This is a genomic window from Nocardia jinanensis (assembly GCF_014645735.1).
GTDB lineage: Bacteria > Actinomycetota > Actinomycetes > Mycobacteriales > Mycobacteriaceae > Nocardia > Nocardia jinanensis.
Window position 1 is genome coordinate 559,424 of the sequence record NZ_BMMH01000002.1, and the last position, 21,953, is coordinate 581,376.

The following is a 21,953-nucleotide window of genomic DNA, read 5'->3' on the forward strand; positions in this document are numbered from 1 at the left end:
CTATCGAGGAGCAGCCATGGCGAAATGGAGCACCACCGATATCCCCGACCAAACCGATCGCACCGCGGTCGTCACCGGCGCGAACTCCGGGCTCGGATTCGAAACAGCCACCGCGCTCGCCGCCGCGGGCGCCCATGTGGTGCTGGCCGTGCGCAATCTCGACAAGGGCAAGGAGGCGGTGAACCGGATCACCGCGGCAACGCCCGGCGCCCGGGTCGAACTCCAGCAGCTCGATCTGGCCTCGCTGGCCGGGATCCGGTCCGCGGCCGAGGAACTGAGAGACAAGCATCCGCGCATCGATCTGCTGATCAATAACGCCGGGGTGATGTATCCGCCGAAAGAAACCACCCGCGACGGTTTCGAACTGCAGTTCGGCACCAACCATCTCGGGCATTTCGCCCTGACCGGCCTCCTGCTCGACCGGCTGCTGCCGGTGCCGGGGTCGCGGGTGATCACCATCAGCAGTATCGGGCACCGGATTCGGGCAGCGATCCATTTCGATGACCTGAACTGGGACAACGGCTACAGCCGCGTCGGCGCCTACGGCCAGTCGAAGCTGGCCAATCTGCTGTTCACCTACGAACTGCAACGCCGCCTGACCGCCGCGGACCAGAACTCGATCGCCGTCGCGGCCCACCCCGGCGGCTCGAACACCGAGCTGGGCCGCCACCTGCCCGCACTGCTGCGGGTGCCGGCCATGCGAGTGCTGTCCCAGTCCGCGGCGATGGGTGCGCTGCCGACCCTGCGCGCCGCCACCGACCCCGGTGTGCAGGGCGGGCAGTACTACGGACCGAGCGGGCCCGGCGGGCTCCGGGGCCATCCCGAGCTCGTTTCCTCCAGCAAGCAGTCCCACGACACCGATCTGCAGCGCCGGCTGTGGCAGGTCTCCGAAGAACTGACCGGTGTCACCTACCCCATCGACTGACCCGGCCACGAACATCCGGCGCCGGCCTGGCGGCAGCAGTACGAGAGCGAACAGGAATACATTGCGCATCATCATCTTCGGCGCCACCGGCATGGTGGGCCAGGGAGTGCTCGAGGCCTGCCTGCGCGAGGACGCGGTCACCGGGGTCCTCGTCATCGGCCGCTCACCCACCGGCCGCACCCATCGGAAACTCCGCGAGATCAGCCACACGGACTTCACCGACTTCGGCCCGGTGCAGGCACAGCTGACAGGTTACGACGCCTGCTTCTTCTGTCTCGGCACCTCCGCCCTGGGCATGACCGAAGCCGCCTACCGCACGATCACCTACGATTTCACCCTCGCCGCCGCGCGGGCGTTGCTGGCCGCCGAACCCGAGCTCACCTTCTGCTACGTCTCCGGAGCCGGCACCGACAGCTCGGGGACGACCCGCATGATGTGGGCGCGTGTCAAAGGCGAAACCGAGAACGTCCTACTGGCCCTGACACCGCGGGCATACATGTTCCGGCCCGCGTTCATCCTGCCGCTGCCCGGCACCGAAGCGAAGACCAGGAGTTATGTCCTGCTGTACCGGATCGTGACACCCCTGGCCCCGCTGCTCCGCCGACTCGCCCCACGGCATGTCACCTCCAGTCTCCGGCTGGGACGAGCCATGATCGAGGTCGCCCGCGCCGCCACGCCCCGGCGGGTTCTGGCCACAGCCGATATCAACGAGGTGACCACCTCTCGACCCTGACCGCCCGGGCCTCGTCCGCCGCGAGGACCGCACCGGCGGCCGGTCGGCAGAACAGCCGGTCGGTGACAGCGGAGCGATCCCACCGCACGCCACGAGGGGCGGGATCGGGCCCGCGTGGGGCCCGCGCCCCCGGCACCAGGCGGGTTCACCTGGCCACCGCCCCTCTCTCACACCGCGGGCGGTCCGGGGGCGACCGTATGCGGCGGACCCGCGATTTCCGGCCCCCCGGTACGGGTGGGATCACTACCCTCGAACCCACGGTGAGGCGCGGATCCGCGGGCCGTCGCCATCGCCCGGTATTTGATACTCTGGCGATAACTTGTACCGAAAGGGTGGTTATGCGGTCTACTCTGCTGTCCCGGCGCGACCTCGAGTTCCTGCTCTACGAATGGCTCGACGTCGAGGACCTGACACGGCGGCCGCGCTTCTCCGACCATTCGCGCCAGACCTTCGACGCAGTACTCGAACTGAGCGAACAGCTGTCCACCAAGTACTTCGCCACCCACAACAAGCTCAACGACGCCCACGAACCCAGCTTCGACGGCGAAACGGTCACCATCATCCCGGAGGTCCGCGCGGCGCTGACCGCGTTCGCCGAGGCCGGGATGGTCGGTGCGACCATGGACGCCGACCTCGGCGGCGCGCAACTCCCGGCCGCGGTCGCGCAGGCGGCGTTCGCCTGGTTCCACGCCGCCAATCCAGGGACCAGCGCCTATCCGCTGCTCACCATAGGCAACGCCAATCTGCTCATCGCGCACGCCGGCGAGGACGTCGTGCAACGTTTCGTTCCGCCCATGCTCGAGGGTCGCTACTTCGGCACCATGTGCCTGTCCGAGCCCCAGGCCGGCTCCTCGCTCGCCGATATCGTCACCCGCGCCGAACCGCGCGACGACGGCACCTACCGGGTGTTCGGCACCAAGATGTGGATCTCCGGCGGCGATCACGAACTCGGCGAGAACATCGTGCACCTGGTACTCGCCAAGATCCCGGGCGGACCGGCGGGCACCAGGGGTATCTCGCTGTTCGTGGTGCCCCGATACCTGGTGGGCGAGGACGGCTCCCGCGGTGAACGCAATGATGTGGCACTGGCCGGTCTCAACCACAAGATGGGTTTCCGCGGCACCGTCAACACCGTCCTCAATTTCGGGGAGGGCCGCTGGACCCCCGACGGCTCCCCCGGCGCGATCGGCTATCTGGTCGGCGAACCGCACCAGGGCCTGAAATACATGTTCCACATGATGAACGAGGCGCGTAGCGGAGTGGGACTGGTCGCCGCGGCGCTCGGTTACACCGGCTACCTCGAATCACTGGACTACGCCCGCGACCGCCCGCAGGGCCGCACCAAGGGCGCCGCCGACCCCGCCTCCCCACAGCGTCCGATCATCGAGCACGCCGATGTGCGGCGAATGCTGCTGGCACAGAAGAGCTACGCCGAGGGCGGCCTGGCGCTGGTGCTGTACTGCGCCCGGCTCATCGATGAACAGCGCACCGCCGACACCGACGACGAGCGCCGCGCGCTCACCCTGCTGCTGGACATTCTCACCCCGATCGCCAAGAGCTGGCCCTCCCAATGGTGCCTGACCGCCAACGACCTCGCCATCCAGGTACTCGGCGGCTACGGCTACACCCGGGAGTACAACGTCGAACAGCACTACCGCGACAACCGGCTCAACCCGATCCACGAGGGCACGCACGGCATCCAGGGTCTGGATCTGCTGGGCCGCAAGGTGACCCAGCAGTCCGGTGCGAGCCTGCGCGAACTCGATACCAGGATCCGGGCGACCCTCGCCGCCGCGCAGGAAATCGGCGGAGCGGCCGCCGATCTGGCCGACCGGCTCGACAAGTCCTGGACCCGGCTGGTCACTGTTACCGGCAGCTTGTTCGCGGCCGGTGATATCGAGGTCGCGCTGGCCAACAGCTCGGTCTACCTCGAGGCTTTCGGCCACCATGTGGTGGCTTGGATCTGGCTGTCGCAGACCGTCGCCGCCCACGGCCGCGACGGCGATTTCTACGACGGAAAGCGGCATGCCGCCCGCTACTTCTTCCGCCACGAACTCCCCCGGACGGGCCCGCAACTCGATCTCCTCGCCGACCTCGACACCACCACCCTCGATATGCGCGAGAGCTGGTTCTGAGACCGGCGGGCGGTCCGCTTCGAGCAGAAAAAGAAGTGGCGCCCGCCGATACGGTGACCGGATGCTGTTCGTCCGACGACCCCGACGGCGATTTCGGCAATGTCGAATCGGCCGATCCCGCCGCCGATCTGGCCGTGTACCACCGGGAGATACAGCCGGCCGACGCGGCGGTGGCCGAGCTCGCGCTCGACCACCGCTGTCGTCATCCCAATGGCACCGAGTACAGCCTGCGCTGGGTGTATCTGCACCCCATCGAGGAATATGCCCGCCACAACGGCCATGCCGATCTGCTGCGCGAACGGATCGACGGCCGGACCGGCGACTGGACCCGGCTCCGCTCAGGCCGCAACGACACCGGCCGCCGCGCGCACCGCCGCCGCCATCCCGGCCGATTCCACCGAATCGGCGCGCGCACAGGACCATCCGGTCCGGCCATCGCGCCGGTACTCGAGGTAGGCGATCGCGTGGTCGGCCACACGGTGGCCGGTCAGGCTCGAGACCTCGATGTCGCGCCCGGCCGCCGCGAGGGCGGCTACCACCGCGCGCACAAGGTCGGCACCGCCGTGCTCACTGTGGTGGGTGCGGCCGCCGACCACCAGCCCGACAGCGACAGCCGGGGCCTGCTCCGAGCCGATTACCCGCACATCCTTCAGCTGCACATCCGGCGACTCGACGGTATCGACATAGGCCATGTCGAACAGGGAGCGCAACTCGGCGGCACTCACCTCGCCTCCCGTACCGTCGGCGTGGCCCTGTACCCGCCCGGCGAAGTCGATCTGCAGCCGGCGCGGCAGGTCCAGCTCGTATTCGGTGGCCAGCAGATAGGCGATACCGCCTTTGCCGGACTGTGAGTTCACCCGGACCACCGCGTCGTAGCTGCGCCCGATATCAGCGGGATCGATGGGCAGATACGGTACGCGCCACTCGATCTCGCGCTCGGCGCGTCCGGTGGCGCCGGCCCGGGCCCGATGCTCGGCGAAACCTTTTTTGATCGCGTCCTGATGGGTGCCGGAGAACGCGGTGTGCACCAGATCGCCCACATAGGGGTGGCGGGGGTGGATCGGCAACCGGGTACAGTATTCGACGGTACGGCGGATCTCGTCGATATCGGAGAAATCGATCATCGGATCCACGCCCTGCGCGTGCAGATTCAGCGCGAGCGTCGCGATATCGACGTTCCCGGTTCGTTCGCCGTTACCGAACACGCAGCCCTCCACCCGCTGCGCCCCGGCCAGCACCGCCAGCTCCGCACAGGCGACACCGGTACCGCGGTCGTTGTGCGGATGCACCGACAGGATCACACTCTCCCGGCGGGCGAGATTGCGGTGCATGTACTCGATCTGATCGGCGTACACATTGGGCGTGGCGATCTCCACCGTGGCCGGCAGGTTCAGGGTCACCGGACGTTGCGGTGTGGCCTGCCACAGCTCGGTGACGCTGTCGCAGATCTCGAGCACGTAGCCGGGCTCGGTCTGGTTGAACACCTCGGGGGAGAACTGGAAACGCACCCGGGGCAGGTCCGCGGCGAATTCGAGGACATCCCGGGCGCCGGCCAGGATCAGGTCACCGACGGCGCGGGCGTCCTTGCCGAGCACGGTGTCCCGCCACATGGGCGCGGTAGCGGTGTACAGGTGGATCACCACCTCGTTGTCCATCCCGCGTACCGAGTCCACGGTGCGGGCGATGAGATCGCGCCTGGCGGGGGTGAACACCACCGGGGTCACATCCGGCGGAACCGCACCGGTATCGGCCAGCATCCGGACGAAATCGAAATCGGCCTTGGAGGCCGAGGGGTAACCGACCTCGATCTCTTTGTAGCCCATGGCGACGAGCATGGTGAAGAACCGCATCTTGCGTTCCGGGTCCATCGGCTCGGCCAGAGCCTGGTTACCGTCGCGCAGGTCCACCGGGACCCACAGCGGCGCCCGGTCGATCCGGGCCCGCGGCCAGTGCCGTTCGGTGACGGGCACATCCACCCGGTCGTAGATATCGCGGTACCGGTGCGAGGGCAGTTGGGAATGCCGCTGCCGGTACCACCGCGGTGCGTCGCCGGGAACCGGCCCGGCGGGAGTATCGATGGTGGGATGGGTCTGCGTGGTCATGGGGTGTGCCCCGGACTTCCTGTGCGTACGGCCGTCTCCGCGACGGTGACCGGCCGACGACAACCCCACGGCGGGGCGGCCGATCGTTCAGGCCCCGCCGTGGCGGTCGAGGAGAAGCTCCGGGTACGGCATATGGCAGACTGTACACGACTCCTCAGACAAGTAGCGAGGTTCGCCATGGTTTCCCAGGTACGACGACATCCACTGGCCGAGCAGACGGCCGAACTGCTGCTGGCGCGGATCCGTGGCGGCGAATGGCCGCTCGGGCACCGCCTACCAGGCGAGACCACCCTCGCGGCCCAGCTCGGCGTGGGACGTTCGACCTTGCGGGAGGCCATCCGCGAACTGGCGGGCCGCGGGGTGCTCAACAGCCGCCAGGGTGCCGGGGTCTTCGTCACGGCCCTGGACATCACCGAGGACTGGGATATCGTCGTGCGGCGCGCGAGTATCGCGACGGTGATCGAGGCCCGGATGGCCATCGAGACCGAGGCCGCCGCCCTGGCCGCGCACCGGCGAACCCCCGCCGATCTACGGACGATCCGGCGGACCCTGGCCGGGCGCGCGGCGCCGGGGTTGTCGGTGCCCGCGCACGTCGATGCCGATATGGCCTTTCACCGGGCCGTCATCGTGGCCGCGCACAACGACATCCTCATCCAACTGTTCGATACTTTCCTGCCCCGGCTGCGAATCGCGATGATCGATATGCTGCACATCCGCCCGCTGCCGTCCCCGCCCGCCGACCACGCGGCGCACGAGCGGCTCGCCGCTGCCATCGCCGCGCGCGACCCGGACGCAGCGGCCGCACTCAGCCGCGATCATCTGCGCGCCATCAAGGAGGCCTTCTCGTGAGCACACCCGTCCTGGAACTGACCGACGTCACCTTCCGCCGCGACGGCAACCAGATCATCGACGGCATCTCGCTGACCGTGCGTGCCGGTGAGCACTGGGCCCTGCTCGGCCCGAACGGCGCGGGCAAGAGCACTCTGCTCGGATTCTGCGGTGCGCTCACCCACCCGACCACCGGTACCGTCCGCGTACTCGGTGCTCAGTTGGGCCGCGTCGAATTGCAAAAGCTGCGGCGATCGATCGGGCATGTCGATCCCCGTCATCCACTGCGCTCGCCGCTACCAGTGCGCGATGTCGTGCTGACCGGACTCACCGGTTCGGTGGACACCCCGATGCGCTGGTCTCCGACCACCGATCAGATCGATACCGCGACAGCCGCACTCGACGCCGTGGGCATGGGCGCGAAGGCCGAACGGAATTGGCTCACGCTCTCCCAGGGCGAACGGGGGCGCGCCCTCATCGCCCGCGCGCTGATCACCGCGCCCCGCCTGCTTCTGCTCGACGAACCGACCACCGGCCTGGATGTGGCCGCCCGCGAACAGTTGCTGCATACGATCGATTCGCTGGACCGGACCTATCCCGAACTCGCGTCCGTACTGGTGACCCACCATCTCGAGGAGCTTCCCACCACGACCGGTCACGCGCTGCTGATCGCGAACGGCCGCACGGTCGCCGCGGGAACGGCCGCCGAAACCATCACCACCGCATATATTTCCGCCGCTTTCGATCATCCGGTACACGTAACCAGGGAGGGCGGCCGGTGGTCGGCGCGGTCCCCGCTGGCCCAGCCGGTCTGATCGCTCTACACTCGACAGCCCGCGACCAGGTCGTCCGCCCGTTTTAGATACACGAATGAATGTGTGTACCATAACAAGGTGACCACCGCGAGCCGCACCTCCAGACCGCCCGGCCGCCCGGCCTCGGCCACCCGTGAAGAAGTTGTAGCACTCGCCCGGCAGGCCTTCCTGGCCGGGGAACGGGTCGACGTCCAGGCGATCGCCGCCCAGCTCAAACTGAGCCGAGCCTCCATCTACCGCTGGTTCGGTTCCCGCGACGGCGTCCTGGGCGCCGTCCTGGCCGGGGAATTCGAATCCCTCATCGAACGCGCCGACGCCCGCAGGCGCGAATCCGGCGCCCGGCGCATCCTCAGCGTCCTCGACCGGGTCAACCGGTGGATGGCGGGAAACGAGCCGTTCCGGCAGTACTTCGAGAACGAACCGCTGGCGGGCCTGCGCATTCTCACCTCGAGCGACGGCCCGGTCCAGCCGCGCATCCTCGTCGCGGTGGAGCGGCTCATCATCCGCGCCGAGGAACAGGACGGCTACGCACCCCGGCTGGAACGATCACTGCTCGCCTACTCCCTGGTGCGGCTCGGCGAGGCATTCCTCTATCAGGACAACGTGACCGGTCTGCGCGGCGATGTGGACCGGCTGCACCAGGTCCAGACGGCACTGCTCGGAATCGATATACCCGAGGACTGAACATCGGAGATGATCTCGGCATGGATCTCGTCACGGCACCGACGGAGGCGACGGGGCTCGTGCTCGCCGCGGGCGCCGGGCGGCGCTTCGGAAAACCCAAGGCAGAGGTGCTGTTCGAGGATGAACGGCTGGTCGATCGAGCGGTGCGGCTGATGCGTGACGGCGGGTGCGACCGGGTGGTCGTGGTGTCCGGTGCGGTGGAGCTGCGAGTACCCGGAGCGACGGTGGTACACAACCCGCGATGGGCCACCGGGATGGGCTCTTCGCTGATCACCGGACTGGAGACGGTCCGCGAAGGCGCGGCGGTGGTCGTCCCGGTCGATATGCCGTGGCTGGGCGCCGAGGCGGTCCACCGGCTCCGCGCCTGCGGCGCGCGCCTGGCGATCGCCACCTATGCCGGCCGTCCCGGGCATCCGGTACTGCTCGGCGCCGAATACTTCCCGGCCGTGGCCGCGCAGGCGGTCGGCGATATCGGTGCCCGGAAATTCCTGGCCGCCAACCCCGGACTGGTTCAGCAGGTCCCGTGCGATGGAACGGGTTCACCCGAGGATGTCGACACCCCACAGGACCTCATGCGGTGATCACCGGCGCGCACCGGTTCGCCTGCTCCGGACTCCCGGGGCCCGGACGCGGTGGCATGGATCGGTCGCTGGGTGCCCGACAATGAACGCGCCGACCCGCCGTGACGCAGCGCGACGATTTCCGCGCCGATGGCCAGCGCGGTCTCTTCCGGTGTCCGGCCACCCAGTTGCAGCCCGATCGGGGAATGCAGCCGGGCCAGTTGTTCCTCGGTGACCCCGGATTCGCGCAGCCGGATCCGCCGTTCGGCGTCCGCGCGACGTGAACCCATGGCGCCGATATAGGCGACCGGCCGCCGCAGCGCCTCGACCAGCACCGGAATATCGAATTTCGGGTCGTGGGTGAGAACGCACAGGACGGTCCGCGCATCCAGCGCGGTATCGCGGAGGTAGCGGTCGGGCCAGTCGGTGACCACCTCGTCGGCCTCCGGTAGCCGGGCCCGGTCCGCGAAAGTCGCCCGGGCCTCGCAGACAGTGACGCGATATCCCAGCAGCTTGCCGACCCGGCAGAGTGCCGCGGCGAAGATATTCGCGCCGAAGACGATCATGCGCGGAGGCGCGGCGAACACCGCGACGAAGACCTCGCGGGCCGAGGCGCCGCAACCGATCACCCGCACCGCGGACATACCCTGATGAAGTAGGGCGCGCGTCTGCTCCACCACCGGATCCGGCCAGGACTCGCCTTCCGTGGTCACCACCCGCGGCGTCACCGCGGCCATCGCGCCGGTGGCGAGATCGCGGACCAACGCCACGGGTTCGGCGGGGTTCAGCGCGGCCTCGATCACCGGGTACCGTGCCGGCGTGATCGGCTCGACGACGATATCGAGTTCACCGCCGCAGGTCAGGCCGACCGCGAAGGCGTCGGAATCGCTGTAGCCGAATGTCTGCCGCGCGGGCACTCCCGAAGCCAGCACCTGCGCGCACAGTTCGTACACCGCGCCTTCGACACAGCCGCCGGACAGACTCCCGCGCACCGCGCCCGATCCGTCGACGGCCATGGCCGCGCCCGGCGGTAGCGGCGCGCTCCCCCGGACCGCGACGACGGTCGCCAAGGCGTAGGAGGCACTCTCGGCATGCCATCGGATCAGGTGCGTGGCCAGGTCGCGCATATCCACCTCCACACCGCAACGTTGCCGTAAAACCGGGGACCACATGCGAGAATACCACTTCCGAAAATCGACATTCTAATTCTTCAAGTCGGCATATCCTGTATTGACACTGTCCGCGCGCCGGTGCTAAACAAGTGCTCAGCATCGGCGTGCCGGATCACGGGCGCCCGCATTGCCGGTGCCCGTGACATCCCGCGAACGGAGGAACGGCCGGATGGGTCGAATCAGGCCGGCGCGCAGCGCCCCACACCACATTCCGACGCGACGGAGCCGACGATGAGCACCACCGAGAAAACGACGGCCGTCGGCACCCGGGTCCCCCGGATCGAAGACCTGCGCCTGCTGACCGGCGCCGGAACCTTCGTCGACGACATCACCCGGCCCGGCATGGTGCACGCCTGCTTCGTCCGCAGTCCGTTGGCCCGTGCCCGGATCACCGCGATCGACACCGCCGAGGCCGCCGCGCTCGAGGGCGTCGTCGCGGTCTGTACCGCCGCCGATCTCAATCCCCGCGTCAGCGAGATCTCCTATGCGCTGGATACTCCCGGCTTTCCCGAGGTACCCCGGCCGCCGTTGGCCGAGGGCGAGGTGCGCTTCGTCGGCGACCCGGTGGTCCTCGTGCTCGCGGCCGACCGCTATATCGCCGAGGACGCCGCCGAACTGGTGATCGTCGACTACGAACCACTCGAACCGGTCGTCGACTACGAAACCGCCGCCGCCGCGACCGAACTCGTACACGCCGAACATGCCGGTAATTCGGCCGGTGGCCTGGCCGGCCGGGCGCCGGCGGATCTGGCGGCGGTCCTGGACGCGGCTCCGCACGTGGTCCGCCAGACCATCCATCAGCAGGCCTACGCGCCGGTACCGCTGGAAACCCGCGGGGTGGTCGCGGAATGGACCGCGCCCACCGGTGAGATGACGATCTGGATCTCCACCCAGTCCCCGCACGAGGTCCGCGGCTTCTGCTCCCGGCTGCTCGGGATCGACGAACACCGGGTCCGGGTGATCGTGCGCGATACCGGCGGCGGATTCGGGCAGAAGGTGGCGCCGCAGCGCGAAGAGACCTGCGTGATGCTGGCCGCCCGCACCGTGCGGCACGCGGTGAAATGGATCGAGGACCGGCAGGAGAGCCTGATGGCGGCCGGTATGGCCCGCCACGAACACGGCGATGTCGCCATGGCCTTCGACGAGGAAGGACATATCCTCGCCGCGACCATCGAACATGTCCAGAACGTCGGCGCCTATCCGATCCCCTCACCGCTCACCGCCTCGATCGCGGTCGGCATGCTCTTCCCCGGGCCCTACCGGGTGCCGGAATCCGGTTTCAGCACTGCGTCCTACTACTCGAACACGGTGGGCCGGGTCGCCTATCGTGGCCCCTGGCAGTTCGAATCGGTTTCCCGGGAACTGCTGCTGGACAACGCCGCCCGGCGGCTGGGCCTGGACCCGGTGGAATTACGGCGCCGGAACATGTTGAGCCACAGCGAGATGCCGGTCGCCAACCCGAACGGGATGCCCTACTCCGACGCCTCGCCGCGCGAAACATTCGAGCAGGCGCTACAGATCCTCGACTACGACGCCTTCCGGGCCGAACAGGCCGCCGCCCGCGCCGAAGGCCGCTATCTCGGCGTCGGCACCTGCACCTACGTGGAGCCCACCACCGGCGCCACCCCCTTCCTGAGCACCGAGGGCGCGACCATCCGGATCGCGCCGACCGGGAAAGCCAACGTCTATCTCTCGGGCGGTTCGGCGGGTAACAGCCTGGAGACCACGGCGATTCAGCTCACCGCGGACGCACTCGGTATCGATATCGCCGACGTGCAGACCATTCAGGGCGATACCGCGGTCGCCCCGCAGGGCAGCGGCACCAACGGCAGCCGTTCCGGCTCGATGGCAGCGGGCGCGATCAGGCAGACCGCACAGGTCCTGCGCGAGCGGATCGTCGCGATCGCGGCGAAACAACTCGGCGTCGCCGTCGAGGATGTGGAGTTCGCGCACGGCCGCGCCGGGGTGCCGGATTCGGAGAAGTCCCTCTCGCTCGCCGAGATCGCCCAGATCGCCTACTACCAGACCGAATTGCTCCCGCCCGGGGTTCCGCCCGGTTTGGAGGCCACCGGCCGCCACCGCGCCGACCAGTTGATGATCTGGGCCAACGCCACCCATGTGTGCACCTGCGAGGTCGATATCGAAACCGGTCAGGTGACCCTGCTGCGTTTCGTCGTCAGCGAGGACGTCGGGCCGATGATCAACCCGAATGTCGTGGAGGGCCAGATCTACGGCGGCACCGTCCAGGGCATCGGCGGCGCGCTCTACGAGCATCTCGCCTACGACGACGACGGAAATCCGGTGGCCACCACATTCCTGGACTATCTGCTGCCCACCGCGACCGAGGTGCCCGAGATCGAACTCGGTCATATCGAGACCCCGAGTACCGGACCCGGCGGATTCAAAGGTGTCGGCGAAGGCGGTGCCATCGGAGCGACCCCCGCGGTGCTCAACGCCGTAGCCGACGCACTGTCGCCGTTCGGCGTCGAGATCGACCGGCTCCCCCTGTCCCCCGCCCGCATCGTGTCGATGATCGAAGCGAGCGGCAAACCGGAGGTCACCCCATGAAACCCGCCGCGTTCGAATACCACGCGCCCACCACCGCGGACGAGGCCGTGACACTGCTCGCCGAACTGGGCGACGAAGCCAAGATCATCGCGGGCGGCCAGAGCCTGGTACCGATGCTGGCCCTGCGGCTCGCCGTCTTCGACCACTTGGTCGATCTGCGCAAACTCGAGGAATTGCGCGGTATCGAAACCCGTGGTGACGCGGTATGGATCGGAGCGGGCACCACACACGCCGCCGTGGGCCGTGACCCGGATATCCGCCGGGATGTCCCGCTCCTGCACCGGGCGACGCCGCTGATCGGCCATTTCCAGATCCGCAATCGCGGCACCATCGGCGGCGCGATCGCGCATGCCGATGCCGCCGGCGAGTACCCGGCCGTGGCGCTCACCCTCGACGCGCAGATGCACACCGTGTCCCCGCGCGAACAACGGACGATTCCGGCCGCGGAGTATTTCACCGGTATGTGGAGTACCGCCATGGAGCCCGACGAACTGCTCACCGGGATCACCTTCCCCGTGTGGCGGGGCCGGGCCGGTTTCGCGATCGAGGAATTCGCTCGGCGGGCGGGTGATTTCGCCATGGCCGGTGCGGTGGTCGCGGTGCGGCTGGACGCGGATTCGCGGATCGAACGGGTCGCCCTGGGGCTCATCGGCTTGGCACCCACCCCGCTGCGGGCCACCACCATCGAAGCCGAGTTGATCGGCCGCCCGGCCGCCGAGGTGGCTGCCGCGGAAATCGGTAATTCGGTGACCGCGGGATCGAGTTCGGTACCGGCCGATATCCACGGCTCCGCCGACTACCGGCGCCGGATCGGGGCGGTCATGGTCGCGCGGGCCTGGACCCGCGCGGTAGAGGAGGCGAGCAATGACTGATATCGAGATCTCGGTGGTCGTCAACGAGGTGAAGCGCCGGGACCGGATTCCGCCGCGCCGCACGCTGGCCGACTACCTCCGCGAGACCTGCGGTCTCACCGGCACCCATCTGGGATGCGAACACGGTGTCTGCGGCGCCTGTTCGGTGCTGCTGGACGGGGCCGCGGTACGCGCCTGTCTGGTCTTCGCCGTGCAGGCCGACGGGGCCGAGGTGACGACAGTGGAGGGTCTGGCCGATACCGACGGCACCCTGTCCCCCGTCCAGCAGGCGTTCCGCGACCACCACGGCCTGCAGTGCGGTTTCTGCACACCGGGTTTCGTCGTCTCCGCGACCGCTTTCCTCCGGGATACGCCCGATCCCGGCGACGACGAGATCCGGGAGGCCCTGTCCGGCAATATCTGCCGCTGCACCGGCTACCAGGGCATCATCCGTGCCGTCCGCGACGCCGCCACCACTCTCAGCACCGAAGCACCCGCGAACCCGCAGGCCACAGCCGGCGCCGACGCCAAGGACCGCGTATGAAACTGGAGAACACCTTCCAGATCCCTGTCCCCGCCGAGGACGCCTGGCCCGTACTACTGGATCTGGAGCGGATCGCGCCCTGTGTCCCCGGCGCCGTCCTCACCTCCCGGGACGGGGCCGATTTCCACGGCAAGATCAAGGTCAAACTGGGTCCGGTCGGGCTCACCTACAACGGCATCATCAAGGTCGTATCCCAGGACGAGGCCGCGAAGGTGGCGATACTCGAGGGCGGCGGCCGCGAGACCCGTGGCAACGGCACCGCCAAAGCCGTGATCACCTGCCGGCTGGTCGAATCCGGTGGAATCACCGATGTTTTCGTCGATACCGATCTGGCGATCACCGGCAAACCGGCCCAGTTCGGCCGCGGGGCCCTCGCTGATGTGGCGGGCAGCCTCATCGGTACCTTCGCCGACAATCTCGCGGCCGAGATCACCGCATCGGCTCCCGGAAACACCGAACCCGAAACCGCTGCCGAAACGACCGCGGCGGACACCGGGCCTGCTTCGGTGACCCGGCTCAACCCGCGCCCCGGGGCCGACCCCATCGATCTGATGGCGGCCGCCGGGATCTCCACCAACCGGCAGTTGGTGCTCGGTCTGGGCGCGGCGGTCGTGGTACTCCTGCTGTTGCTCACCAGGCGGCGCCGCACCGACCGGTGATGAGGGAAGGCCGCTCAGGGCGCGGCCCTGCATCCCGGCCACTCGCCACCCGAACCTGCCGGTTCGATCCGCCGTGAACGAGTTCTGCCGATCGCGGCGGTGATCATCGGTCACTGTCGTCCGCGTGGTGAGCGGACCGATATCCCGTGGCCGGCACCCGGGCTCCGCGCTTCAGCGGCGGTACAGCCGGGATCTTTTGTGTACTGTTGTCCATGTACAAACGTACACAAATGGAGGGACCGGTTATGTCGCTGGCGCTGCTCGGGGCGGCCATTGTCGCCGAAATCGTGGGCACCAGCCTGCTCAAAGCCACCGAAGGGTTCACCAGGCTCTGGCCCACGGTCGCCTCGTTGTCGGCATACGCACTCGCCTTCGTGCTGCTCGCCCAGGCCATCGCACGCGGGATGAACGTCGGTTTCGCCTACGCGGTCTGGTCCGGACTCGGCACCACCCTCATCGTCATCATCGGCGCGCTGTTCCTCGGCGAATCACTCAGTGCCACCAAGATCGCGGGCGTCGCCCTGGTCGTCGCCGGGGTGGTCACCCTCAATCTCGCCGGCGCGCATTGACCCCCCGCGACCCGCATCGCCGCCAGCGCATCCTCGATGCCGCGCGGGCCCTGATCCCGGCATACGGGATCGCCGGGCTCACCCATCGCCTGGTCGCCGCGGAGGCCGGGGTCCCGGTCGGATCGACGACCTACTATTTCGCCGATCTCGCCGACCTCACCGCGGCCGCGCTCGCCGATACCGCCGCCGCGACCCGCGCGGCGCTGGCACACTGGGCCGTGGCACTGGACCGCAGTGCGGACCTGCCCGCGACCCTGGCCGAACTCACCGCCGAGTATCTCGCGCACCCCGGCCAACCGCTGACCGTCAACGAGCTCTATCTCGCCGCGGCCCGGCTACCGGAACTGCGCCCGCCCGCGCGGGTCTGGTTCGACGGCCTCGTCGACATCCTCACTCCGCACACCGGCCCGGCCGCCGCCCGGGCGATCGCGATATTCCTCGACGGCACTCTGCTCCACGCATTGACGACCGGATCGGCACTGGACACCGCCGCGCTCACCGCGCCGATCGCCGCGCTCACCGGGATCACACCGCGTACCGCCCACTGACCCTCGCTCCCTCAGCTGCTCAGCACGGTCTCAGGACGCAGGTCCAGCCGGCGGAGGAGCTGGGCATTGAGTGCGACCACCACGGTCGACACCGACATCAGAATCGCGCCGACCTCCATGGGCAAGGTGATGTGCCACCGTGCCAGCACACCGGCGGCCAGGGGTACGGCGACGATGTTGTAGCCGGCCGCCCAGACCAGATTCTGGATCATCTTCCGGTAGGTGGCACGCGATAATTCGATCACCGAGAGCACCGCGCGTGGATCGTCACCGGCCAGGACGACACCCGCGGAGGCGATGGCCACATCCGTCCCGGCGCCGATCGCGATACCCACATCGGCCCGGGCCAGGGCCGGGGCGTCGTTGACACCGTCGCCGACCATCGCGACGGTACGACCCGCCGCCTGCAGCTGCCGGACCTTCGCGCCCTTGTCCGCGGGCAGCACCCCGGCGAACACCTCGTCGATCCCGAGTTCGGCGGCGACCGACCGGGCGACGGGCTCGGCATCGCCGGTGATCATCGCGACATGAATACCGCGGGCGTGCAGAGCCGCGACCGCCTGCGCAGATTCGGGCCGGACGGCGTCGGCCGCCGCCAATGCGCCGACCACCGCACCGTCCCGGACGATATGCAGCACGGTCGATCCGGCAGCGGACCACTCGGCAGTTCCGGCGAGCGGCACGATCCCGTATTCGGCGAGCAACCCGGGCCCGCCCACCCCGGCCGTCGCACCGGCCACCGTCGCGGTGACGCCGATCCCGTTGCGGGCGGTGAACCCGGTAGCGGCCGGAACGTCCAGGGACCGGCGCTCGGCCGCGGTGACGACGGCGCGCCCGAGCGGATGCTCACTATCGCCTTCGACCGCGGCGGCCAGTGCGAGTACTTCGTTCTCGTCGAACCCCGCGGTACCGGTGACCGCCACGACAGCGGGGGCTCCCTCGGTCAGCGTGCCGGTCTTGTCGAACAGGACCGCGTCGACGGTGCGCATCGCCTCGAGCGCACGCCGATCGGTGATCAGCACCCCGGCCCGGGCGGCCCGCTCGGTGGCGAGCGAGACCACGAGCGGAATCGCGAGCCCGAGCGCATGCGGGCACGCGATGACGAGCACGGTGATGGTCCGGGTGACGGCGGATTCCGGTTGCCCCAGCAGCAGCCAGGTGAGCGCGGTCAGCGCGGCCGCGCCGGAGGCGAACCAGAACAACCAGCCCGCGGCCCGGTCGGCGAGCACCTGGGCCCGCGAGGAGGAGTTCTGCGCCTCGGCCACCAGCCGCTGGATCCCGGCCAGCGCGGTATCGGCACCCACCGCGGTGATCCGCACCCGCAGCGCGGAATCGGTGCTGACCGTGCCCGCGACCACCCGATCGCCCGGCTCCCGCCGCACCGCACGGGATTCCCCGGTGATCATGGACTCGTCCACATCGGCCGTACCGGATTCGACCGTGCCGTCCGCGGGAACCCGGCCGCCCGGTCGCACGATCACCAGATCTCCCCGGATCAGATCACCGGCAGGGACCACCACGGTACCGGCCTCGCCCACTCGTTCGGCCTCATCGGGCAGCAGCGCCGCCAGCGAGTCCAAGGCGCTCGACGCCTGTCCGAGCGACCGCATCTCGAGCCAGTGCCCGAGCAGCATGATCACGATGAGCAGCGCCAGTTCCCACCAGAAATCGAGTTCGTGCGAGACCAGTCCGAGCACCGCGCTCCACGAAGCCAGAAAGGCCACCGTGATGGCGAGCGCGATGAGCAGCATCATGCCGGGGCGCCGGGCCCGGATCTCCGATACCGCACCGGTGAGGAACGGCCGGCCTCCCCAGACGTACATCACGGTGCCGAGTACGGGTGACACCCACGCCAGCGCGCCGGGCACGGTGTATCCGACCAACTCGGCGAACATCGCGTCGGCTGCCACGACAGGTACGGCCAGGAGCAACATCCACCGGAACAACCGGCCGAACATCGCCGCGTGATCACCGTGCCCGCCGTCGTCACCGTGCCCGGCATGCCCGGCATGCCCGGCGTGGTCGTGGCCGGTGTGGTCGGTGTGGTCGCCGGAGGTGCCGTGCACACCGGAGGTGCCGTGTGCCTCGTGAATCCCGGTGTGACCGATTCCGTGCGGCGCTGCGGCAGCCTCCGCTCCGGCGGAGTGTGGCGTCCCGGGTGAGTCGGGAACGCCGCTGTGCCGGGCATGCTCGGATCCGTGTTCGGTCGCCATACCTCGACCATACCCCTCTGGGGTATATGCGAATAGGCGATCCGACCCTTGCGAGCACTCGACCAGGAGAACGGTCCGGCGTCCGCGTCGCCACGAACACCGGACCGCACACGGTCAGCCGTTCAGCATGTCCTGCATCTGCTGGATCTCGGCCTGCTGCGCATCGATGATCCGCTGTGCCAGCGCCTCGGCATCCGGGTTGGCGCCCTCGGCCAGTTCGGTATCGGCCATCCGCACCGCGCCTTCGTGATGGGCGATCATCATGGTGAGCCACATCCGGTCGAATTCCGGACCCCGCGCCGCCTCGAGCTGCGCCATCTGCTCGTCGGTCATCATGCCCGGCATGGTTGCGTGACCCATTCCGGAGTGTTCGCCGCCCTCGGGCGTGGCGACACCCCAGGCTTGTAGCCATCCGGCCATGGTGGCGATCTCCGGGTCCTGCGCCCGCTGGATACGCGCGGCCAGATCGTTCACCTCCGGATCACTGGAATGTGACGGCACCAGCGCGGCCATCTCCACGGCTTGGCGATGATGCGGGATCATCTCCTGGGCGAAGCGGATATCGGCCTGATTGTGGTTACCGGCCACCGATTCGGTCGCCGCGCCGGAGGCGACCGGCGACGTGGTCGCGGTATCGGTCGCCGGTGAGGTGTCCGGGTTGTCGTCCCCACAGCCGGTCAGTACGACGGCAGCGGTGAGGACCGCGAACGCGATTCCGGCCACCGGTTTGCTGATCATGGAGTGCTCCTGGGAGTTCGGGTGTGTTGCGTGCGACGAGGCAGCACCGCGACCCGGAGACACCGGGCCCGGCGGGCATCGATCACAGCCGCAACACGCCCAGAACTGCCAGGCGCCGCGAGATCGGACCAGGCGGCGGGGGCCGGGCCGGCGCCGTCGGCCGGAATACCACCGTGCGGGTGGCGTCCGTCGTGAACAGGTATCGCCCCAGCGCCGCGACGATCAGCACCGAGGCCAGTGCCGCGACCAGGATCGCCGGGCACAGGTGCAACAACTCGTGACCCGAACCGTGACCGGCCGGAGCGTCGGCGGGCGGCACCGCCGAGATCGCAGCCGGCGACCGCGGACAGCACCGCGCCGTCTCGGCGTGCTCCTGTCCCCGATCCGAGACAGGCGCCGCCGACACGAGCGGATGGGAGCTGGAGACCGGACGGTGCGTGTCACCACCGTCTCGCGCGGGCAGGTGGTGCATCCCCGAGACGGCTATCGCCAGCACGACCGGTAACAACCAGCGCACCAGCGCGCCCGCCTGACCGGAGTACACAACCCGAACCCAACACCGGGCCGCCGGACGAACCTCCACCGCACACCGCTGCCGCAGGTAGATGGCGTCGACGGAGTGGACGATATGCTCCTCGATCTCGTCCGGGCGGCCGATCGGAAGAACTCGCCGGGAGTCAGCCCATGATGGCGTTCATGATCGTCCCCGCGCTGGTCGCCACCGCACCGCCGGCCATGGCGCCCGCGATCTGCTTGGGGGCCGTCAGCGCCCCACCGTTCCACTTCTCCCAGGCGAACTTGCCACCACCGAAGACGATCGAGGTGACACCGGACAACAGGACGAACCAGGTGAGGTACCTGGTCATCTGAATGATCTTGTCCGACAGTGGGGGCGCTTCCGGGCTGGGATCGCCCAGCTGGGCGTATACGGCGTAGTGGTCGTGCAATGCCGGAAGGCTGTCGTGCAGTGCAGTGAGGATCGTGCTCATCTGGTCATGCCCCTCTCGGATGCCGGTATATGCGGTGGCGACGAATGCCGATTCCGTAAAGCCGAACCCGACCGGTTATTGAAGCGCAAATGGGCGCGCAATGGGGCGAGACTCACCGAATTCATCTGGTCGGGCCGGTAAGAGGCGGCGTGTCGTGAGCGCGACACGCGCTGCGCGCGGTATCCAGCACTCGATCAGCATCCGGATCAGCGCGCCGAACGGGGCCCGCGCACCGACATCACCGATCCATCACAACACGGCCTCGACACGCCCGCCGCGCGGCGTGCTCCCGCGCTAGCATCGGGCTGCTCCACTGTTTCAGCACCAACGAAACCGATCACTCACCTGGGAGGTTTACGTGGGAACACGAACAGCACGGCGCATCTCGGTCGCGGTCGCCGGTCTCGCCGGCCTCGCGGCACCCGCTATCGCCCTGGCTCCCGCGACGGCCCTGGCCGCTCCGGGGACACAATCGCCGTTCGGGCTCTTCCTGCACTTCGGTCCGTACCGGAATGCTCCGGAGCCGGGTGTGGCCACTCCGCAGACGGACCCGCGGGGCGCCGGCTGGGATATCCCGGGCACGGATCGTGCGGAGACTCTGGAGGGTGATTCGAGCACGCCGGGCGCGACCGGCAGCAGCGTGGGGCCGCACCCTCGCGACGACGAAGCCGCACCCGGAGAATCCGGCGCCACCCCGCCCGAGGCAGCAGAATCCGGCTCGCAACCGATCCATTCACACGGCTAGCGGATTGTCATGTCCGCCGCATCGGGCGCGGAGCGCGTAATCCGGCCGCGCCGAACGGGGGCCGGGGCGCCCGTCAGGGTGCGGCGGCGATACGCACACCCAGCACATCCATGAGCTCGGCGAACGTCCGGGCCGCGGCGACCCGCCGCTCTGGCAGCTCGAGCCCGTATTCCTTCTCGACCAGCACGATGATCGACAGGACGGTCAGCGAATCCACCTCCAGGTCGTCCAGGGTGGCTCCGGGCGGGATATCGTCGAATTCCAGATCGCAATGGGTGCGCAGGAATTCCGCGACGTAATCCCGGATCGGGAGGGTATCGGGCACGGCGATCGCCCTTCCTGCACTGTCGGAGAACCGGCACACCGAGCGAACGGCGTTGTCCGCCCGGCTCTCTGCAGAATGGACCCCGGATACGACATCGGGATGTTCGGTATCCGAACGGATTTCGTCGCGAAAGTGTACGGACATCGAACAGAACCAGGCCGCTACCAGATGAGCACCGGTTTGATCACCGACCCCGCATGCTGTTCGGCGAGCGCCGTCTCGATCTCGGTGTAGGGGAAGCGCGTCACCAACCGATCCACCGGCAGCAGACCGCGGGTGTGCAGGTCGAGCAGATGCGGGATGAATGTGGACGGCTCCGCGTCACCTTCCAGGCAGCCACGAACTGTTTTGCCACTCAGCACCAGATCGCGCACATCGATCTCCGGGACACCCCCGCCGAGCCCGACCACGACGACCGTGGCGCCGGTGCCCAGTGCCGCGAAGGCACCGGCGAGGACCTTCGGCGAACCGGTGGTGTCCAGCGCGTGCGTCGCGCCGCCGCCGGTGATCTCACCGATGGCGGCGCCCGTATCGATCTCGGCGGGATCGAGCACCTCGTCGGCGCCCAGTTCCTGGGCCAGCTTCCGGCGCGCCGCGGCGGTTTCCACCACGATCGTCCGGACCCCGGGCACGGTGCGGGCGGCCAGCAGTGCCGCCGATCCCACCGCGCCGGCGCCGTAGATCGCCAGCCAGGCCCCGGATTCCGGCCGCAACGCGTTCAGTACCGCCCCCGCACCGGTCTGGAAGCCGCAGCCGAACGAGGCGGCGACGGCCAGATCGGCCGCCGGATCCACGACGACCGTATTATCCGCGGTGGCAAGTGCGTAGCCGGCGAAACTGGACTGCCCGAAGAAGCCGTCCCGCACCGGCAGGCCCGCGACGGTGACCCGCGCGGATCTATCGGGCCGCCGGCCGAAATGGTTGAGCGCCGTCGAGTTCCGGCAGTAGGCCGGCCGCCCGGCCGCGCAATTCGGGCAGGCCCCGCAGTGCCGGAAGGTCAGCACCACATGGTCGCCGGGCGCGACCGAGGTCACCGCCGCGCCGACCGATTCGACGACCCCGGCACCTTCGTGGCCCAGCAGGACCGGCCGGTCCGGCTTGCCCAGAACCCGATTGACCAGGTCGGTGTGACAGATACCGGCCGCGACGATGCGGACCAGGATCTCGTTGTCGCGTGGCTCGTCGAGGTCCACCGTTTCCACCGAGAACGGCGCCGCCGGATCGCGGGACAGGACCGCCGTAGTCTGCAT

22 protein-coding genes and 1 pseudogene are annotated in these 21,953 nt (G+C 68.8%); 15 read left to right on the plus strand and 8 right to left on the minus strand.

What is annotated here, in order from left to right; genetic code table 11:
• The first annotated feature begins 16 nt into the window (after positions 1-16).
• The 4 genes and pseudogenes from IEY68_RS07095 to IEY68_RS07110 all read left to right on the plus strand — a co-directional run.
• Positions 17-925: an SDR family NAD(P)-dependent oxidoreductase gene (locus IEY68_RS07095; RefSeq protein WP_058856302.1), complete on the plus strand. Its 909-nt coding sequence runs from the start codon at positions 17-19 to the stop codon at positions 923-925.
• Positions 926-986: 61 nt separating this feature from the next.
• On the plus strand, positions 987-1,658 hold the full coding sequence (locus tag IEY68_RS07100) for an NAD-dependent epimerase/dehydratase family protein (RefSeq protein WP_058856303.1): 672 nt from the start codon (positions 987-989) through the stop codon (positions 1,656-1,658).
• A 338-nt stretch (positions 1,659-1,996) separates the two neighbouring features.
• Complete coding sequence (locus tag IEY68_RS07105; protein ID WP_058856304.1) at positions 1,997-3,793, plus strand: acyl-CoA dehydrogenase; 1,797 nt, start codon at positions 1,997-1,999, stop codon at positions 3,791-3,793.
• A 53-nt stretch (positions 3,794-3,846) separates the two neighbouring features.
• A pseudogene (locus tag IEY68_RS07110) lies at positions 3,847-4,092 on the plus strand (mycothiol transferase); the annotation flags it as partial.
• A 39-nt stretch (positions 4,093-4,131) separates the two neighbouring features.
• Here IEY68_RS07110 and IEY68_RS07115 read toward each other — a convergent pair.
• On the minus strand, positions 4,132-5,895 hold the full coding sequence (locus IEY68_RS07115) for a 2-isopropylmalate synthase (protein ID WP_058856305.1): 1,764 nt from the start codon (positions 5,893-5,895) through the stop codon (positions 4,132-4,134).
• Positions 5,896-6,072: 177 nt separating this feature from the next.
• Between IEY68_RS07115 and IEY68_RS07120 the strand changes: the two genes are divergently transcribed.
• The 4 genes from IEY68_RS07120 to IEY68_RS07135 all read left to right on the plus strand — a co-directional run bounded on the left by IEY68_RS07120 (position 6,073) and on the right by IEY68_RS07135 (position 8,803).
• On the plus strand, positions 6,073-6,744 hold the full coding sequence (locus IEY68_RS07120; protein ID WP_058856306.1) for a FadR/GntR family transcriptional regulator: 672 nt from the start codon (positions 6,073-6,075) through the stop codon (positions 6,742-6,744).
• Entirely contained in the window at positions 6,741-7,538 is a 798-nt protein-coding gene (locus IEY68_RS07125) for an ABC transporter ATP-binding protein (protein ID WP_058856307.1), read from the plus strand. Before IEY68_RS07120 ends, IEY68_RS07125 begins: the two co-directional genes overlap by 4 nt.
• A gap of 78 nt (positions 7,539-7,616) precedes the next feature.
• A complete protein-coding gene (locus tag IEY68_RS07130; protein ID WP_229718646.1) occupies positions 7,617-8,222 on the plus strand; it encodes a TetR/AcrR family transcriptional regulator in 606 nt (201 codons plus the stop codon).
• A 20-nt stretch (positions 8,223-8,242) separates the two neighbouring features.
• Entirely contained in the window at positions 8,243-8,803 is a 561-nt protein-coding gene (locus tag IEY68_RS07135) for a nucleotidyltransferase family protein (protein ID WP_058856309.1), read from the plus strand.
• On the opposite strand, the gene IEY68_RS07140 is transcribed toward IEY68_RS07135, so the two are convergent.
• Positions 8,734-9,909, minus strand: a complete 1,176-nt coding sequence (locus tag IEY68_RS07140) for an XdhC family protein (protein WP_082681570.1) — start codon at positions 9,907-9,909, stop codon at positions 8,734-8,736. The genes IEY68_RS07135 and IEY68_RS07140 overlap by 70 nt on opposite strands.
• Positions 9,910-10,185: 276 nt before the next feature.
• On the opposite strand from IEY68_RS07140, the gene IEY68_RS07145 reads away from it, so the two are divergent.
• The 6 genes from IEY68_RS07145 to IEY68_RS07170 all read left to right on the plus strand — a co-directional run bounded on the left by IEY68_RS07145 (position 10,186) and on the right by IEY68_RS07170 (position 15,693).
• Complete coding sequence (locus IEY68_RS07145; protein ID WP_058856310.1) at positions 10,186-12,522, plus strand: xanthine dehydrogenase family protein molybdopterin-binding subunit; 2,337 nt, start codon at positions 10,186-10,188, stop codon at positions 12,520-12,522.
• A complete protein-coding gene (locus IEY68_RS07150) occupies positions 12,519-13,394 on the plus strand; it encodes an FAD binding domain-containing protein (RefSeq protein ID WP_058856311.1) in 876 nt (291 codons plus the stop codon). The genes IEY68_RS07145 and IEY68_RS07150 overlap by 4 nt, the downstream gene beginning before the upstream one ends.
• Complete coding sequence (locus IEY68_RS07155) at positions 13,387-13,917, plus strand: (2Fe-2S)-binding protein (protein ID WP_058856312.1); 531 nt, start codon at positions 13,387-13,389, stop codon at positions 13,915-13,917. The genes IEY68_RS07150 and IEY68_RS07155 overlap by 8 nt, the downstream gene beginning before the upstream one ends.
• On the plus strand, positions 13,914-14,576 hold the full coding sequence (locus tag IEY68_RS07160) for an SRPBCC family protein (RefSeq protein ID WP_058856313.1): 663 nt from the start codon (positions 13,914-13,916) through the stop codon (positions 14,574-14,576). The genes IEY68_RS07155 and IEY68_RS07160 overlap by 4 nt, the downstream gene beginning before the upstream one ends.
• A 245-nt stretch (positions 14,577-14,821) precedes the next feature.
• Entirely contained in the window at positions 14,822-15,145 is a 324-nt protein-coding gene (locus IEY68_RS07165) for a DMT family transporter (RefSeq protein ID WP_058856314.1), read from the plus strand.
• Positions 15,142-15,693, plus strand: coding sequence for a TetR/AcrR family transcriptional regulator (locus IEY68_RS07170; RefSeq protein ID WP_058856315.1), 552 nt, complete (start codon positions 15,142-15,144; stop codon positions 15,691-15,693). The genes IEY68_RS07165 and IEY68_RS07170 overlap by 4 nt, the downstream gene beginning before the upstream one ends.
• 11 nt (positions 15,694-15,704) lie before the next feature.
• On the opposite strand, the gene IEY68_RS07175 is transcribed toward IEY68_RS07170, so the two are convergent.
• The 4 genes from IEY68_RS07175 to IEY68_RS07190 all read right to left on the minus strand — a co-directional run bounded on the left by IEY68_RS07175 (position 15,705) and on the right by IEY68_RS07190 (position 19,633).
• A complete protein-coding gene (locus tag IEY68_RS07175; protein WP_082681560.1) occupies positions 15,705-17,906 on the minus strand; it encodes a heavy metal translocating P-type ATPase in 2,202 nt (733 codons plus the stop codon).
• 114 nt (positions 17,907-18,020) lie between these two features.
• Positions 18,021-18,644 (minus strand): DUF305 domain-containing protein, encoded by a 624-nt coding sequence (locus tag IEY68_RS07180; RefSeq protein WP_058856316.1) that lies wholly within the window; start codon positions 18,642-18,644, stop codon positions 18,021-18,023.
• 82 nt (positions 18,645-18,726) lie between these two features.
• Positions 18,727-19,188 (minus strand): hypothetical protein, encoded by a 462-nt coding sequence (locus IEY68_RS07185; protein ID WP_058852915.1) that lies wholly within the window; start codon positions 19,186-19,188, stop codon positions 18,727-18,729.
• A 133-nt stretch (positions 19,189-19,321) separates the two neighbouring features.
• Positions 19,322-19,633 carry a hypothetical protein gene (locus IEY68_RS07190; RefSeq protein ID WP_058852914.1) on the minus strand — a complete coding sequence of 104 codons (312 nt, stop codon included), beginning with the start codon at positions 19,631-19,633 and terminating at the stop codon, positions 19,322-19,324.
• A gap of 358 nt (positions 19,634-19,991) precedes the next feature.
• Here IEY68_RS07190 and IEY68_RS07195 point away from each other — a divergent pair, with 358 nt between their 5' ends.
• Positions 19,992-20,378, plus strand: coding sequence for a hypothetical protein (locus IEY68_RS07195; RefSeq protein WP_058852913.1), 387 nt, complete (start codon positions 19,992-19,994; stop codon positions 20,376-20,378).
• Positions 20,379-20,451: 73 nt separating this feature from the next.
• On the opposite strand, the gene IEY68_RS07200 is transcribed toward IEY68_RS07195, so the two are convergent.
• Together IEY68_RS07200 and IEY68_RS07205 are read right to left on the minus strand one after the other, a co-directional pair.
• The gene (locus tag IEY68_RS07200; RefSeq protein ID WP_189094096.1) at positions 20,452-20,703 is read right to left on the minus strand and encodes an acyl carrier protein; all 252 of its coding nucleotides are present in this window, start codon (positions 20,701-20,703) and stop codon (positions 20,452-20,454) included.
• A gap of 161 nt (positions 20,704-20,864) precedes the next feature.
• A complete protein-coding gene (locus tag IEY68_RS07205; protein ID WP_058852911.1) occupies positions 20,865-21,953 on the minus strand; it encodes an NAD(P)-dependent alcohol dehydrogenase in 1,089 nt (362 codons plus the stop codon).

Bases quoted from the DNA above. Each gene is read 5' to 3' on its own strand.
- IEY68_RS07095 (WP_058856302.1), top strand. From the start codon at position 17: ATGGCGAAATGGAGCACCACCGATATCCCCGACCAAACCGATCGCACC.
- IEY68_RS07105 (WP_058856304.1), top strand. From the start codon at position 1,997: ATGCGGTCTACTCTGCTGTCCCGGCGCGACCTCGAGTTCCTGCTCTAC.
- IEY68_RS07115 (WP_058856305.1), bottom strand. From the start codon at position 5,895: ATGACCACGCAGACCCATCCCACCATCGATACTCCCGCCGGGCCGGTT.
- IEY68_RS07120 (WP_058856306.1), top strand. From the start codon at position 6,073: ATGGTTTCCCAGGTACGACGACATCCACTGGCCGAGCAGACGGCCGAA.
- IEY68_RS07135 (WP_058856309.1), top strand. From the start codon at position 8,243: ATGGATCTCGTCACGGCACCGACGGAGGCGACGGGGCTCGTGCTCGCC.
- IEY68_RS07140 (WP_082681570.1), bottom strand. From the start codon at position 9,909: ATGCGCGACCTGGCCACGCACCTGATCCGATGGCATGCCGAGAGTGCC.
- IEY68_RS07145 (WP_058856310.1), top strand. From the start codon at position 10,186: ATGAGCACCACCGAGAAAACGACGGCCGTCGGCACCCGGGTCCCCCGG.
- IEY68_RS07150 (WP_058856311.1), top strand. From the start codon at position 12,519: ATGAAACCCGCCGCGTTCGAATACCACGCGCCCACCACCGCGGACGAG.
- IEY68_RS07155 (WP_058856312.1), top strand. From the start codon at position 13,387: ATGACTGATATCGAGATCTCGGTGGTCGTCAACGAGGTGAAGCGCCGG.
- IEY68_RS07160 (WP_058856313.1), top strand. From the start codon at position 13,914: ATGAAACTGGAGAACACCTTCCAGATCCCTGTCCCCGCCGAGGACGCC.
- IEY68_RS07165 (WP_058856314.1), top strand. From the start codon at position 14,822: ATGTCGCTGGCGCTGCTCGGGGCGGCCATTGTCGCCGAAATCGTGGGC.
- IEY68_RS07175 (WP_082681560.1), bottom strand. From the start codon at position 17,906: ATGGCGACCGAACACGGATCCGAGCATGCCCGGCACAGCGGCGTTCCC.
- IEY68_RS07180 (WP_058856316.1), bottom strand. From the start codon at position 18,644: ATGATCAGCAAACCGGTGGCCGGAATCGCGTTCGCGGTCCTCACCGCT.
- IEY68_RS07190 (WP_058852914.1), bottom strand. From the start codon at position 19,633: ATGAGCACGATCCTCACTGCACTGCACGACAGCCTTCCGGCATTGCAC.
- IEY68_RS07205 (WP_058852911.1), bottom strand. From the start codon at position 21,953: ATGCAGACTACGGCGGTCCTGTCCCGCGATCCGGCGGCGCCGTTCTCG.